At 39.6% G+C, this 13910-nt stretch carries 15 protein-coding genes and 1 tRNA gene; 12 read left to right on the top strand and 4 right to left on the bottom strand.

The annotated features are described in order from the left end of the window. Positions 1-368 precede the first annotated feature (368 nt). The 6 genes from ACU37H_RS00080 (at position 369) to ACU37H_RS00055 (ending at position 4202) form a co-directional block, all read left to right on the top strand. Entirely contained in the window at positions 369-1109 is a 741-nt protein-coding gene (locus ACU37H_RS00080) for an HNH endonuclease (protein WP_472706407.1), read from the top strand. Between the two features lie 4 nt (positions 1110-1113). Next, positions 1114-1773, top strand: coding sequence for a hypothetical protein (locus ACU37H_RS00075; protein ID WP_472706405.1), 660 nt, complete (start codon positions 1114-1116; stop codon positions 1771-1773). Positions 1774-2398: 625 nt separating this feature from the next. Next, positions 2399-2782, top strand: coding sequence for a hypothetical protein (locus tag ACU37H_RS00070; protein WP_472706403.1), 384 nt, complete (start codon positions 2399-2401; stop codon positions 2780-2782). Positions 2783-2808: 26 nt separating this feature from the next. After that, complete coding sequence (locus ACU37H_RS00065; protein ID WP_472706401.1) at positions 2809-3132, top strand: hypothetical protein; 324 nt, start codon at positions 2809-2811, stop codon at positions 3130-3132. A gap of 21 nt (positions 3133-3153) precedes the next feature. Continuing rightward, positions 3154-3675, top strand: coding sequence for a hypothetical protein (locus ACU37H_RS00060; RefSeq protein WP_472706399.1), 522 nt, complete (start codon positions 3154-3156; stop codon positions 3673-3675). 338 nt (positions 3676-4013) lie between these two features. Continuing rightward, positions 4014-4202 (top strand): helix-turn-helix domain-containing protein, encoded by a 189-nt coding sequence (locus ACU37H_RS00055; RefSeq protein WP_472706398.1) that lies wholly within the window; start codon positions 4014-4016, stop codon positions 4200-4202. Between the two features lie 46 nt (positions 4203-4248). On the opposite strand, the gene ACU37H_RS00050 is transcribed toward ACU37H_RS00055, so the two are convergent. Continuing rightward, positions 4249-5031, bottom strand: coding sequence for a hypothetical protein (locus ACU37H_RS00050; protein WP_472706396.1), 783 nt, complete (start codon positions 5029-5031; stop codon positions 4249-4251). A gap of 794 nt (positions 5032-5825) precedes the next feature. Between ACU37H_RS00050 and ACU37H_RS00045 the strand changes: the two genes are divergently transcribed. The 6 genes from ACU37H_RS00045 (at position 5826) to ACU37H_RS00020 (ending at position 11240) form a co-directional block, all read left to right on the top strand. Next, on the top strand, positions 5826-6914 hold the full coding sequence (locus ACU37H_RS00045; protein ID WP_472706394.1) for a YbjQ family protein: 1089 nt from the start codon (positions 5826-5828) through the stop codon (positions 6912-6914). A 616-nt stretch (positions 6915-7530) separates the two neighbouring features. Then, positions 7531-8115, top strand: a complete 585-nt coding sequence (locus ACU37H_RS00040; protein WP_472706392.1) for a hypothetical protein — start codon at positions 7531-7533, stop codon at positions 8113-8115. A 231-nt stretch (positions 8116-8346) separates the two neighbouring features. Further along, a complete protein-coding gene (locus ACU37H_RS00035) occupies positions 8347-9144 on the top strand; it encodes an energy transducer TonB (protein WP_472706390.1) in 798 nt (265 codons plus the stop codon). 67 nt (positions 9145-9211) lie between these two features. Beyond that, the gene (locus ACU37H_RS00030; RefSeq protein WP_472706388.1) at positions 9212-9778 is read left to right on the top strand and encodes a hypothetical protein; all 567 of its coding nucleotides are present in this window, start codon (positions 9212-9214) and stop codon (positions 9776-9778) included. Between the two features lie 565 nt (positions 9779-10343). Beyond that, positions 10344-10850 carry a Panacea domain-containing protein gene (locus ACU37H_RS00025; RefSeq protein WP_472706386.1) on the top strand — a complete coding sequence of 169 codons (507 nt, stop codon included), beginning with the start codon at positions 10344-10346 and terminating at the stop codon, positions 10848-10850. A gap of 3 nt (positions 10851-10853) precedes the next feature. Then, entirely contained in the window at positions 10854-11240 is a 387-nt protein-coding gene (locus ACU37H_RS00020) for a hypothetical protein (protein ID WP_472706385.1), read from the top strand. Between the two features lie 91 nt (positions 11241-11331). Here ACU37H_RS00020 and ACU37H_RS00015 read toward each other — a convergent pair whose 3' ends face one another. The 3 genes from ACU37H_RS00015 to dnaA form a co-directional block, all read right to left on the bottom strand. Then, positions 11332-12198, bottom strand: coding sequence for an AbiJ-NTD4 domain-containing protein (locus ACU37H_RS00015; RefSeq protein ID WP_472706383.1), 867 nt, complete (start codon positions 12196-12198; stop codon positions 11332-11334). Between the two features lie 97 nt (positions 12199-12295). Further along, positions 12296-12384 (bottom strand) — tRNA-Ser (locus ACU37H_RS00010). 92 nt (positions 12385-12476) lie between these two features. Continuing rightward, a complete protein-coding gene (gene dnaA / locus ACU37H_RS00005) occupies positions 12477-13910 on the bottom strand; it encodes a chromosomal replication initiator protein DnaA (RefSeq protein WP_472706381.1) in 1434 nt (477 codons plus the stop codon).

The raw sequence follows: 13910 nt of genomic DNA, 5'->3' as shown, positions 1-13910 counted from the left end.
CCAATGAAATGCGAGAGATTCGAAATCCTACTCCTATATTAGATAAGGCAAGGCAAATAAATTATTACAACAGCGTGTCCGAGCATATTGGTCGTACCGTTAGTAATCTGCCGAAACATCAACGACTACCATACCTAAAGGCTGCTGACCTTTCAGAGTTGTCATTAATTATACTATTTCTTCGGGCGCTTAAAAGAGAAGATTATGAAACATGTGCCGCTGCGGACGAGTTGCTCGAACAGAGAGGCCTTAAAGTACCAAGGCAGATGTGATGTTCGTTACGCTCACGGGGCTGTTATTTCTCAGACTCTCTAAAATATAAGAAAGACCAAAATAAAACAATTGCTATCTGCAATAAAATCCAAAGCATGCAAGACGAATATATTCTTCACGAAATAATTAAGAGAAGTCGGGCTCTGATACAAAGCTCCGGCGATTCTACAAAAAGGTTAGCTGGCGCCAAGAATTATGTCGCCACCTTAGATTTGAAAAACTGGACATTTGGGAAAGATATAAGAATCCCAAATAGAGAAAAATATGGTGGTGGAGAGGCTAAAAAGTGGCTTTATAAAAACGGTTTTGTTGACGTATTAACCAGCAACGACTCCAAATTGAAAACTACCGTTTTGAAGGCGTTTAAAGCTTGGGCGACAGGCGTAAAAGATTTCAACATTTTGCCGAAGTTCGAAAAAGATCAAAACAGCGGTAAGCGATTTGAACTTCTCATTCATTACACGTTGCTTTCAAAAGACGCGACAAACTTTAGGCAGAAAGATAGTAACCAGGATTCGTTTGATGAAGGAGCAAAAAGATGGATATTTTTAGAAATCGCTACGAGAAACAAGCAGGTCCTGGCAAATGCAAAAAAGATACATGGAGTAAAATGCTCTGTGTGCAAGTTTGATTTTGGCCATACTTATGGTGTCCACGGGCAAGACTTTATAGAAATGCATCATCTGTCACCGCTAAAAGACGGAGCAAGAGAAACCAAGATAGAAGACCTGAGGCCTGTATGCTCAAATTGTCATAGAATGTTACATAGAGGTAATGATTTATTGACAATCGAAGATCTTAAAAGAATTTTAAAAGAGGCAAAAGATAAGTCATAAGTCAATGAGAAAAGCGTTTTTATTCATCTTAGTATTAACTTCCTACACCAGCCAAGCGCAATTTGCGGTCACTAAAATATTTTCTGAACCGAAATACTCTCTTTGGTGTGGCGGCAGTCTGGTTTTTGATAGTCTAGGCTATTTCTTTAAAGAACATGGATGCGAAGGTGATCGAGTTGCCAGCTTTGGTCGGTATACAATTATTGGAAACAGAATTAGATTTACTTATCTACCACATGACAGCGTCCCCATTTTCAAAAAAATCGTTCATAATGAATATAAGCCTACAGACTCAACGATTAATGTGCGATTTTTCGACCGATTTGTAGATACCATCACTCTTGCTTTTATTGATTATCGAAACAATAAAGAAAACAATGTCGTTGCGGCCTATTCGAGTTCGGGCACGGTTGAGCTTGAATACAATAACGCTTTACTAGACTTTCATAGGCTAAGTAATCTGTACAAAACCTTATCGGATAGCGCCCTGATTATTCCCTTAACTGATAAATCTATAGATATTTACTTCAATTTACCACATGTTTATTTTGACTATAATTCCTATCTAGAAGCTCCTCCGGAAGAAAAGGTTACAGAAATGCTTTTTGTCAATAGAGGCTTATATTCTTTGGACGGAACTACTAAGTACTATTCGTTGGAATGATTTGGAGGCGTCGCCCCCACATGACAAAAGAAAACCTGGTTTGGCCCTAACGTTAAACCCGTATTTCATAGACGTCAACATTTCCAACAAGAGAAGTTATTGAAACTTTTTTTTGCAATTTCAAAACTGATTGTATCTTTGAATCCTCAACAACATTTTAGAAGTAATTCTAAAGACATATTTTATTAACAATACGGCCGTGCTGCGGGTGTAAGCCCCGTGCCTCACTTTTCTAAAGTGTTGTTGAGACGAGCGGCCCCTTTTTAATAATATGTTATGCAACATCTATCACCGTTTCTGAATTTTGGCAATGTCAGCCTTGATTCAACACTTGCCAAAGTCTCACCTTCTACCTCTCAAAAGAAAGCCGAACATAGGGCAATTAGAAGGCCTATACCGCGCTTTATCGTATCGCCTTTAGGAACCATCACAAAACTTTTTTAACCTTTAAAAACACTTTTTATGCAATACATATCAGGATATTCTATCCCAGTCCCAGAAGATAAAATTATCCATAAGCATTACTGTCCTGGCTTTAGGCACGTACAGGATCAGCCACCACCAGCAAAGCCACGAATCTCGTTTATTGACGGTTCTTTAATGTTTATTTTAAAAGGAGGTAGCCATGAATAATAATAACGAAATAAGGGAAAGCTGCAAGGCGCTTGCTTCAAGAATTCTTGAGCAAAAGGGCGAAGAGATTTCTAGGGGTAAGGATCAACTGCTGGAGATGGTCTCGAACATGATCAGGCTAAGCAATTTGGAAGCCTACGAGTTTGAATCGATCCTTCAGGATATAGCTTTACAGCTCATAAACCCAGAATTTTCTTCGCATCTGGAAAGTTTTACTCAAACCCATGCTCCCAAAGCGTTCAGGCAATTACTGCTTTTCTTCCGATATGTCGAGAGCGGATGTGGGGAGTACCTGGATTATGCCACATTGAACAGATTTCCAGCGTGCATAACTGAAAACCGGTTACGCGATATACAAAGTAATTATCAAGCCTGATTAATCACCTCTAAAATTACGTTTCCATGAATCCATATTTAAATATAGAAGACCTAAAGCATCATTTGCAACAGCAAGTAGACGACCTTACAGAACAAGTGCTGCCTGACAGATCATTCAAAAAAATTGATCTCGCAAACGCTATAACACGTTATTATCAGGCAGGGGATTTGCTGAATATGGTTCCGCATAAAGACATAACAAAGGTCATTAATGATTGTATTCTTGATACGCTGCGTGACTCTCCGTGCGAGTCTGACGGACTTCAATACAGTGAATCTTATATCAAGGATCATATCTGGGCGTTGACTAGAATTAGCAACTTTATTGCCGGAGCCGTAAATTCTTAACCAATCTGTAAATAATACACCATGACTCATGCACAACAACTCAAAATAGAAAAGAACTTGCCTTTCTACAGCGGTGTAAATTCGAACCGAAACGTAGCCCGAGAGCCTTTAAATAAAAAAGAGTTAATCGAAGATGAGCGCGAAGCTGCAGCTAAACTTTTAGAGTATTTTCTGAACAAGATCGACCGGCAAAGCTTCGTAGCTTGGTCCTTCGACGTGATTGCGCGGCTTGCCCACAAGAAAGAGAATAGTGACGCTTTGTATTTTATATCCCAGTTTGCGTTATTGATGAACACTTCGGGATCGCAGGACGAAATAATACGGATGTTTAACGGCTTGGATTGCTTAGAAAATGGATTGAATCAGGTAATCCGGTCAGTAACAGAGGCCTTTTACGAATGGTGGGATGGAAACAGCGACGCAATCGATACTGTGGAGTTTGATAACTATTTTTTGATGGTACGGCATCTAGTGGAGTTGAATAAACTCTATCATGCCTATCATTGGGCGGGAATAAGGTTGATAAGTTTAAGAGAGGCTTAATTTAAATAGATAAAAATGGTAAAGCGTTACAGTATCGACGATATTATAGAGATGCGGAACCTCGTCGAGATTATTATAAATCAAATGGATATTCTCGATGGATCTGAAAACCTGGATGTGCAGTCAGTTGGTTGTCAAACGCAAACTATTGCTTCAATCCTACTGAATAAATTACAACTTCCGGAATAGCGACAAACCGAGGCAAATGCTTCGGTTTTTTATTAAGTTTATGTCTCCGCTCTATACCTTTTGCAATGAAGAATTCAGATATGATTGGCCTGCGGGTCTTAATAGTATTACGGGAAAAAACGGATGAGAAAACATTAAATTTTTAAACCATGAAGCCAGTCTTAAAACTACATACTATAGCAAAAGCATTAGGAATAGACCGCAGGGTTTTATTAAACGAGATAAAACAAGGTCGTTTAAAAGCTACTAAAATTGGGCAGCAATGGTTGGTCGAAAAAGATGTGTGGTATGACTACTATAACGAAAGGACAGTAAATAAGAGACATTTTAAAAGGTGATTTGGCATCATTGGGCGAAGGAGTAGCCGAATAGCTGTTCGAAGTATTAGTTATCGCCGATGTTGTCTAAAATGCTTTTATATTTATCAGGTATGAATAGAGACGGAATGTTTGTGAACGTTTTGTAGCTCCCGTCCATGTATTGAATCTTTATCGATCGAATATTGACATAATACACAAGGTCTGTAAGCCACACATAATCAAAGCTCCAAGATCCTGACGCGTCTGGCTCAACAGGACCCACCCCTGTAACAGTTTTGGTCGATATGATATCTTTGACAGGATTCTTAGCTGTAGCAGTTAGCCAGACATATTTGATGGTTTTTTTAGATAAATTGGTGATTCGAAACGACAAACTTGTACCTTCGGTGTATTCACTTTCATCAAAAAAACTCCAATCCTCAAGCACCAAGCCGATTCGAGACTGCTTATCGAAAAACTCTACTACTTTCTTCAAATCTAATGTATAGACACTTTGAGCGTAGTGCTCCGCTGTATTTTCAAATGCAACCATCTGATCATCATTGAATGCTAACAGTTGGTCATAAGCGTCTGTTATGGAGAACTTGACCTCACTTTCGGACAACGTAAACTTATGATTCCCATATGCTACCACGTAGCCGCGCGTGCTGCTTCCTATGGTGGTGATGCCATAGAGTATGACTCTCGTCCCTTTGCCTATCGATATAATTTTGAGGTCTTTTGTAGTGGGCCTAAAATCATCTAGAACAACTCCCAAAACAAAAGAGGTATCAGTTAGTTTCTTGCTATTCTGTGCGCTTAAACTTATCCACAATAGGAGTAGTGGTAAACATAGCAGTCTGCCCATCGGTTTTAATTTATGCGTAAACTTATTTAAAAATAATGCAAGAGGTTTATTTTAAATAAAATATTTTTCTTCCGTGCTTGTAAGGTACGATAAAAGACAAGCCCTGGTAATATTATAGGAATTATAAATATCCGTTGTCGGGTGGACACTTCTAGTAACATTTAGGGTTATCACGATATCTCCGGCCTATTTCCACGCCAGGCTTTTCACCCAAAACAATATCCCTCAGGTCAACGCAAAGATCTGTAACGCCAAATACAAATGCCGGGAATTATATTAGCTTTAAGGTTATGATAAACGTAAACATAATAGGCGTCCAAGTTAAGGGAAAGACCCTCGTTAATCGCAAGCAGTTGATTGATATACTCGGAATCAAGCCTTCAACATTCAGGAAGAAGTTGTGTGAAAACGAAATACCTAAGTCAGCAAAGGTTCAAACGGCTTCAGGCGAAATGTTCGACCTAAATATCGCCTTAGGAATTTGTAGATAGGCTGAGAAAACGACGGTTTAAAATGCGCCCTCACAAAGGGGACGAGGTTATTCTTTTGCTAAATGGCACAGGGGTTCGAACCTTGGACCCGACTAATCCAAGTAAAGACAAACTGATAAAGAATCTAGCGACAATAGCCACAGGAAATGAGTCCCCATTTGAGTCATAACGGACGCGTAGTATACTGGAAATGTTCCCGCCAGGGGATAAAAAATCAAGAATACTTACCAATTGTCTTCCTAATCAGAAGCCCTACTCCGAAATAAAAATTTTACTATAACTTCAAAAGTCCAAAATCCCCGTATGAATTATAATAAAATTCTGGTACTAACTACCCCAACTGCTGAAGGCAAAACTGTAATAAAGTATCTCCGCCCAGTGTCTGCACATATTGTAATTGGAGCAAATGCCTTCAGGGACATATTCGCTTCATTTACTGATATTTTTGGCGGCCGATCGGAATCATACCAGGGAGTAATATCGTCCATGTATAAACAAGCAATCGAGCAGATCGAGTTGGAAGCCAGCTACATAGGCGCTAACTGCATCTTAGGCCTAAGTATTGACATTGATGAGATATCAGGCGGCGGAAAGTCCATGTTTATGATTACAGCAGTGGGCACAGCTGTAATTATAGATGGTAATGATGGCCATACAACGAATGTTGAAGGATCTTCGGTCGCTCACCAATTTTTGAGTAATGAGGCGCTCGGGTTGCTCAAGAAGCAAAAGGAATTGGTCGAAAAGGTTAAAAGCGAAACGTATGAACCTACAAAAGAGGCATGGGATTTCTTTATTAATAATAGAGTCCATGAAGCCTATCCCTTTCTGCTAAAACGGTACTGCCGATTGCAGCAGGGCGCGAATGCTAACCCAGAATTCATTAATAATTACGAAGGTTACTTAATACGGTTTATTGAAGCGTTGACGGAAAAGTCGGACGTCCTGTATAATGAATACAGCGTCGAGAGTAATGCTGACGGTATCGCACGGCTAAGCCAGTTAATTAAAAAGCTAACCTTGCTTGATTTGAACAGGGCAAAGGCCATGTTAGGATCTGAAGATTTTGCTCAAAAGAAAAAAGCCGTTCGTATCTTGAGACACGACAAAAGGACCTATGCAAAAGAGGATGTTAAGTTATTTAATGAAATCAAGGAGATGTTAGAGACTCACTTCCCAGAGAGAGGTGAAAGGGCATCAAAAAAACAGTTGCTATCGGCTAAAGAAAAAGAAGTGTGGAATTGCGAATGTGGAAAATCGAACATCAATATCGGAGACCATTGTCCTTCATGCACCTGCGATATCCATGGCTTCAAGCCATCAGAAATAACACCTGATATGGCACTCAAAATTGTGAATGAAAAAATTGAACTTTTAACAGAGTATTTATGATAGAGTTCATTTGAAGTCGGATACGCTCATAAGAAATCGGACCTGTCTCAAGTTGAGATCACGATCCGCCTTCGACCATTTTTACAGCCCGGAAGCATAAAAGCGCAATAATGTGCCCGAATTGACGTATTTATATCATGGCAAACGAACTAGACCCGCTCAAGACACTGAATAATTTCTTCCACCTTAGGAAGGATCTGGAAAAGTATTTAAATACAAAAAGTAGAGAGACTCTCCAAGATGTAGAACTACTTTTACGCTTACACGTCGACAAGCTTCCGGAAAAAGCGAAGCCACGAAAGCTCTCCCACAAGGAGCGGGTAGCGAAGTGGTATTTCAGATAGGGTATTACGCGAGACATAACGAGCCGGCCATTTCCATGGTTGGCAATATTTAAAGCGTTTGTAAGAAGCTAGAACGATGAAGCCACAGCGGCAAGAAGCACCACAGGCAGACTAACAACGAAGCTCCATTAAACTAACTCCTTAGAGGTATACGTAGTTTATAGCATAATAAGAAAAATAACTTCCCTGAGGCGGCTGTAACATGTTTAGCTGATGGCAACATCTTAAGTATTATGGTCTATTTAAATCAAAAAAAATTAGTATTTTGACGGATGTCTCACCAGAAGAAGCTTATGTTTGGCAAAGAACGATTGACGCACAGCAAATCTCTTATTCCTTATACTATTTTGGACTTTTGGCGTTGGAGTGCATCTGACCTACTGTCAAACACTACCAGAGGTAGATTTGCCGAGTTTATAGTCGCAACTGCTATTGGGTTAAATAATACCGATGTTCGAGACGAATGGGCTAACTACGACTTAAAAACCTCTGAAGGTGTAAAAATCGAAGTTAAATCAGCAGCTTATTTACAGTCCTGGGAGCAAAAAAAGAGCTCCAAAATATTGTTTAAAGTGAAACCTACTTATGCCTGGGATAATGATCTAAATAAGCGAAGTGGAGAGAAAAGGCTTCAAGCAGATCTTTATGTATTTTGCCTTTTTCATGCAGTGGACAGGTCGCTCGCCAATCCTCTTGATATGGAACAATGGGAATTCTATATTTTAACCGCAAAAGAGCTATCTCAGAGCTTTGGCGCTTTGCAAGCAATACCTCTTAACCTATTGAAACAACTTAAAAATCCAGTAAGCTATTCTGATTTACATTTAGTAATATTGAATACAAAAGTTACTGGGTAAGTGAGTGCTGCTTGTTAACTGTTTTTAACGAAGGGCTTCTATTTTTCTAGATGCCGGTATTTAAAAATATTGCTTTTGTGGACTACAATTCAGACGCTTATCCGAGCTGCCGCGTGGAGCATGATGAAATTTCTGTCATGTACTTTGGCTAATTTATAATAGTGCGGAGCGCGGATCACGAAAAAGGCAAGTGACTAAGTGGTTGAGTTTTGATACTTTATAAAAAATCATATGAAAAGAATACCGATATTTCTATTATTGTTGTTTCCGTTAAACTGCATTGCGCAGAAAGATAGCATTAAGGATTCTCTTGAAGCAATGATAGCAGAACTAGCGAAGCCTGTATACATAGAGACTTATAAAGTTGTTAATACTGCACGGTATAAGGTGAAGAACGCCTTATCCGGAAAATACCCAGCCAAAGACGCAATGAATTATTATAATGAAAATCTAGCACCATACATGGGACGCTACCAGACACTACAGGCAATAAAAAAGAGATTAGACATGGCGGGAAACCCATTTATCGAAGCGTTATTCTTAAGGGAAAAGGCGCGAATAGCTAAAATTTGGGCCGATCAGGAGAATGAAAATATTTTGGAGATACAAGCAGAGGAAAGTTTCCAGAAACTAAAAGTCTCAGGGAAAGATGAGAAAAATGCAGCCTTTGATAGCAGCTTAATTACCGCTGTTAGAAATACAGTTGAGTATGATAACGTAATATTTACAAAGGTTGAGATAGATGCTCAATATCCCGGCAATTGGTCCTCATTCCTTGAAAGGACTCTTGACGGAAGAGTAGCGGTTGATAACGGTGCTTCTCGCGGAACCTATACTGTAATCCTCCAGTTCATCGTGGACGTTGCTGGTAATATCAGTGATGTAAAGGCATTAACTAAGCAGGGTTACGGAATGGAACAGGAAGCTATGAGGGTAATTAAAAGGTCTGGCAAATGGATTCCCGCCATCCAAAATGGCAGGGAAGTAAAGGCTTACCGTAAATTACCCGTTGTATTCACTGTGCCGTAAGTAACATTGATTAACACCATTTTTTATTTCAGAATTCTTTTTTTAGATTTAGGAAAAACGATTGAATATGAGAAACCTTATCGTAGGAGCTGTCTTAGTGACTTCTTTTATTAGCTGTAATAACCCGGCATCGAACATAAGGAACGATGTCGACACTGTTGTCTCAGTTGTCGGTGAGCCTCCTGATACCTCAAGCTTTAAAGAAGAAGGCCCAATCAAAAGATGGGAGTATAAAGAAGATATTGACCCGATGGACGACACGAAGACCATTTTCTCTCAATTGATTGCCGATAGTACTTTAACATTCGATTTCCCGTATGGAGAATCAATGTTTAGCCTATTGGTAAGAAAAAGGAAGGGTGTTACAGATATTATGGTAAAGTGTAGTTCCTGCCAGTTTCTTGACGGATCGTTTGATAATAAAACGTATCGGGTAAAGTTTGACGATGAACCCCCATTCAGAGTAGGTACAGCGGGCAGCAGCTCTGGCAATTCTGATGTAGTATTTCTCGAAAATGTTCAAAAACTAATCAAGAAGATGAAGACTGCGAAGAAGATGATTATTGAGCCCGATTTCTATGATTCTGGACGCCGTCCGATTTATTTTACAGTCGAGGGTTTTGAATGGAAATAACTATTAAGGGTATCCGATGCACCGATCTTTCTCAGCAAGACATTGCAACTGTATTTATAAGTTATGTGAATATCCCAGATTTTGGCTTAACCATTATTTGTCCTAGTGCCTAATCAACCTTCCATACTTGCGCCTTTTCAGCCACTTACGCAGTCCAACCGATTGAAGATTTTAACACGGTCATTACGCGCGTATGCTATAGGCCGAACCGGTGACTAGGTTTGATGAATTCTTGGGTGTCTGTCGCGCATGTGTATTTTGGCGGGCACCTGCCGTATAGAATACATACAGCAGCTTTTTACTATAAACAGGTTAATTTAGGTGCTTAAGGGAGAAAAAAATGAATTTTCGCAGATGTACGCGCGCGCGAAGAATGATCGCTAGTTCTGCCGGACAGATTGGTATCATAATATTACATAAATGACACATCAACAAAATGTTGCATCCGAAATATGCCTAGTAATTCACTAAAGCTTTACATGATAGCAAAAGTATGGAGCTTTCAATAGGAGTTAAAAACCACTATAAAAATGGTTAATGCTATTTATTTTAGTAGATTTGTAGTATGGCGCAAGAGTTCAAATTAAATAAAGATAAAGCAAAACACGCCTTGCTTTACATCTGCCATGCCCAAGGTGGATCGAGCGATTTGTATGCGTTACTGAAAATTTTGTTTTTTGCAGAATCGGATCACCTGTTCAAATATGGTAGGCCAATAACTGGTGATACTATGTGTTCGCTCAAATATGGCCCCGTCCCTTCCTACAGCTACGACTTATTAAAAAGCAATGTTGCTGAATTCGGTAAAGAACAATCCATCATTGAAGCATTGATTGAACCGGACACCAACTTCTTGTCAGAAAGTGATTTAGAATCCTTGGATTTGTCTATTGAACAAAATCGACATTTAGGATTTGAAGAGTTAAAAACCAAGTCACATACAGATGCTTATAACAAGACAGTTAAGGAAAAGGGGTTAAATCAACCAATATCATTTTTAGACATAGCTCAAGCAGATGGCCATTTGAGTGAAGATATGCTATTGTACATCTCCTCTAACTTTGAATCTTAGCGAATGTCGTGGGAAGGTCGAGTTTTCAGAATGCCGGACGAAGAGGCAGGGCATTATAAATTTCAAATAATTGTTGCTGACTGCGACGGAAATATTGCTACTGTTTTTATAAATACAAAAGCCAGGTTTAGTCATTTGCCAGCCACTGTCCAGGGAAATCAAATCCCCGTTACTCCTGATAACTTCAAGTTTCTGTCTCATGAATCATTTATTGATTGTAGCAGGGTTTTAGAGATTAATAAATCAGACTTGAATGCCTATCTGCAGAAAAACACGGGGCATAATTGCGGAAATGTTCCAGATGAGTTATTAACTAGAATTAAGGCCGTTTTAACTAAATCTAAAACGGTTGAAAAAAATATTAAGATAAAGTATAAGTTAACCTTTTAAGTCTGACGGCTCAGCAACTTAACCTTCTCGGGTTTCTTTATCTCTTACACGCAAGGCAAATAGTAGTGTACTCTATTAAGCGTAATGCTTCTTAATTATTGTTCTCTTCCTTAGCCTTTTGATGTTTCTCGTATTTAGCAATCAAGTAATTGATAAAAGCGCTACATGACACGAGCATAAATAGAGCATCTTCCTGACTTACATTACTTTCTTCAGTTAACGCATGTCGAATACCATCACCATCACTTGTATAGCCATAGAGTTTGATGAATCCAGTCTCCAAAGCTGGATGTATATTAATTCTATGTTTAAGGATTTTTAATGCCTTACCCAACTCGACCTTATCATCACCTGTTATTTGTTGGCAAATTGCTTCAACCGCCGAAATGGATTCTTTAATTGAGTTTCTGTAATCTGGAGTCCTTCTGTCGGATAGCAGCGTTAAAGCCTGTTCTAAATGCGTTGACGTTGCCATTGTCACTAGTCTACTATTTTCGATAGCTTTATCAACAGCCTCGAGCTCAACACTACTGATGATTGGGGACAATATCCCATTCAAAATCCTGTATCCGGACATTTCCCTTTCAAGAACTTGATTTATTCGCTTGGCGAACTCATCCTTGTCTAGTGGAATATTATCTGCTTCAAGAATAAACTCTACAAAATCATAAACATCAAGATAATCCCACCGAAAAAAACGTGCCCTCAGATCTGCGATGATACCTGTAACATTCTGATCCATCTCATCTATAGGCTCTTTGTAGAACGAAAAATACAGACTTTCGAAAAAATTGCGGTATTTGCTGTAAACTACATTATAACGATCGGCTTCTTTAGCTATGTCCATAACCATTGTCTTGATAACAGTCCACAAGCTATTTCGTAAGTCTAGGTCTATTGAGTCAACCTGGACCAAAGTTTTTAGGGGTCGTTTTCCGATTCGTTGAGAAAATCTCATAAGCATAATATTCGTTTTAGGCGCAACATTAGGCGCAACATCGTCAATAAAAAAAGCTTAAACAATTGTTTTACAACTATTTAAGCTCTAATAACTGCGGTGAGGGCGGGATTCGAACCCGCGGTACAGTTTAACCCGTACGGCAGTTTAGCAAACTACTGATTTCAGCCACTCATCCACCTCACCAAAAGGGATGCAAATATATAAGAAAACTTCGAAGTTGGCGCTATTCTTTGATGTTTTTTTCTGCAATTTTTTGTGAGAAATAGTACATCTTTTTACATCGCAGCTAACTGCACTTTCTGATGCAGCTCTAGCACATTTTCTCTGAACAAAGCATCAGTATCCATCAGGTCTTTGACGGTCTGACAGGAGTGAATCACTGTGGTATGGTCGCGGCCGCCGAAGTGCTCACCAATGGTTTTGAGGCTGTTCTTGGTAAACGCCTTCGCCAGGTACATGGTGATCTGGCGGGCCTGTACTATTTCGCGCTTGCGTGTCTTCTGTAATAATTTGTCGTAGGAAACGTTGAAATAGTCGCACACCATCTTCTGAATCGTGTCGATCGTTATTTCCTTGCTGGACGACTTGATAAAGTTGCGTAATACTTTTTTAGCCAACTCCAGATCGATATCTCTCCTGTTCAAGGAAGATTGCGCCAACAGGGAGATCAATGCTCCCTCGAGCTCTCTTACATTGCTATTAATATTATAAGCTATATACTTTACAACTTCCTTGGGCATATCCAGGCCGTCAGCTTTCATTTTCCGCTCCAGGATCTCGATCCGCGTTTCGTAATCAGGAATCTGCAAATCGGCGCTGAGTCCCCATCTGAAGCGGCTTAACAGTCGCTCCTGTACGCCATCGAGGTCTTTGGGAGACTTGTCAGAAGTAAGGATCAATTGTTTGCCGGACTGGTGGAGGTGATTGAAAATAGCAAAGAAAGCATCCTGGGATTTTTCTGCTTTGCTGAAGAACTGAACATCATCGACGATCAATACATCGATCAGTTGATAAAAATGAATAAAATCGTTGATCGCGCCGTTACGGCTATGGTCCATAAACTGGTTGATGAACTTTTCCGAACTTACGTAGAGTACGATCTTATTAGGGTGAAGTCGTTTTACATCGTTGCCTATTGCTTGCACTAAGTGGGTCTTACCGAGGCCAACACCGCCATAAACAACAAGTGGATTGAATGAATTTGCGCCGGGCTTATCGGCTACTGTCTTTCCTGCTCTCCTCGCTACCCTGTTGCAATCTCCCTCTATATACGCATCGAATGTGTAATTCACATTCAGCTGCGGATCAATCTGCATTTTTTTAATGCCCGGGATGACGAAAGGGTTTTTTACAGAGTTATTAATCACGAGCGGAAAATCCATTTCGTTATTAGAATAGGTTTTGTATCCGGTGCCCGGAACATCCATCGTCAGCGGCTTGTTCTTGCTATTGCCGCTGTCCACCATGATCCTGTATTCTAACCGGGCTTCTTTACCAAGCTCTCGCTTTAGTGTCTTTGCCAGTAAATTTACGTAATGCTCCTCAAGATACTCAAAAAAGAATTGACTGGGAACCTGTATAACAAGTACGTTACTTTTTAAAGAGATTGCTTTAATAGGTTCGAACCATGTTTTATAATGCTGCCACTCTACAATATCCTTGATGATCTTCAAACAATTTGACCAAACTTTATCAGCATTTTTCTCCAT

The organism is Niabella sp. ZPM-14 (genome assembly GCF_055693045.2).
The sequence above is the reverse complement of the archived record's forward strand: the minus strand, read 5'-3'. Positions and strand labels throughout refer to the sequence as shown.

Coding starts and splice junctions, on each gene's coding strand:
- ACU37H_RS00040 (WP_472706392.1), top strand. CDS start 7,531: ATGTCTCACCAGAAGAAGCTTATGTTTGGCAAAGAACGATTGACGCAC.
- ACU37H_RS00025 (WP_472706386.1), top strand. CDS start 10,344: ATGGCGCAAGAGTTCAAATTAAATAAAGATAAAGCAAAACACGCCTTG.
- ACU37H_RS00055 (WP_472706398.1), top strand. CDS start 4,014: ATGAAGCCAGTCTTAAAACTACATACTATAGCAAAAGCATTAGGAATA.
- ACU37H_RS00070 (WP_472706403.1), top strand. CDS start 2,399: ATGAATAATAATAACGAAATAAGGGAAAGCTGCAAGGCGCTTGCTTCA.
- ACU37H_RS00065 (WP_472706401.1), top strand. CDS start 2,809: ATGAATCCATATTTAAATATAGAAGACCTAAAGCATCATTTGCAACAG.
- ACU37H_RS00020 (WP_472706385.1), top strand. CDS start 10,854: ATGTCGTGGGAAGGTCGAGTTTTCAGAATGCCGGACGAAGAGGCAGGG.
- ACU37H_RS00075 (WP_472706405.1), top strand. CDS start 1,114: ATGAGAAAAGCGTTTTTATTCATCTTAGTATTAACTTCCTACACCAGC.
- dnaA (WP_472706381.1), bottom strand. CDS start 13,910: ATGGAGAAAAATGCTGATAAAGTTTGGTCAAATTGTTTGAAGATCATC.
- ACU37H_RS00035 (WP_472706390.1), top strand. CDS start 8,347: ATGAAAAGAATACCGATATTTCTATTATTGTTGTTTCCGTTAAACTGC.
- ACU37H_RS00050 (WP_472706396.1), bottom strand. CDS start 5,031: ATGGGCAGACTGCTATGTTTACCACTACTCCTATTGTGGATAAGTTTA.
- ACU37H_RS00030 (WP_472706388.1), top strand. CDS start 9,212: ATGAGAAACCTTATCGTAGGAGCTGTCTTAGTGACTTCTTTTATTAGC.
- ACU37H_RS00080 (WP_472706407.1), top strand. CDS start 369: ATGCAAGACGAATATATTCTTCACGAAATAATTAAGAGAAGTCGGGCT.
- ACU37H_RS00045 (WP_472706394.1), top strand. CDS start 5,826: ATGAATTATAATAAAATTCTGGTACTAACTACCCCAACTGCTGAAGGC.
- ACU37H_RS00060 (WP_472706399.1), top strand. CDS start 3,154: ATGACTCATGCACAACAACTCAAAATAGAAAAGAACTTGCCTTTCTAC.
- ACU37H_RS00015 (WP_472706383.1), bottom strand. CDS start 12,198: ATGAGATTTTCTCAACGAATCGGAAAACGACCCCTAAAAACTTTGGTC.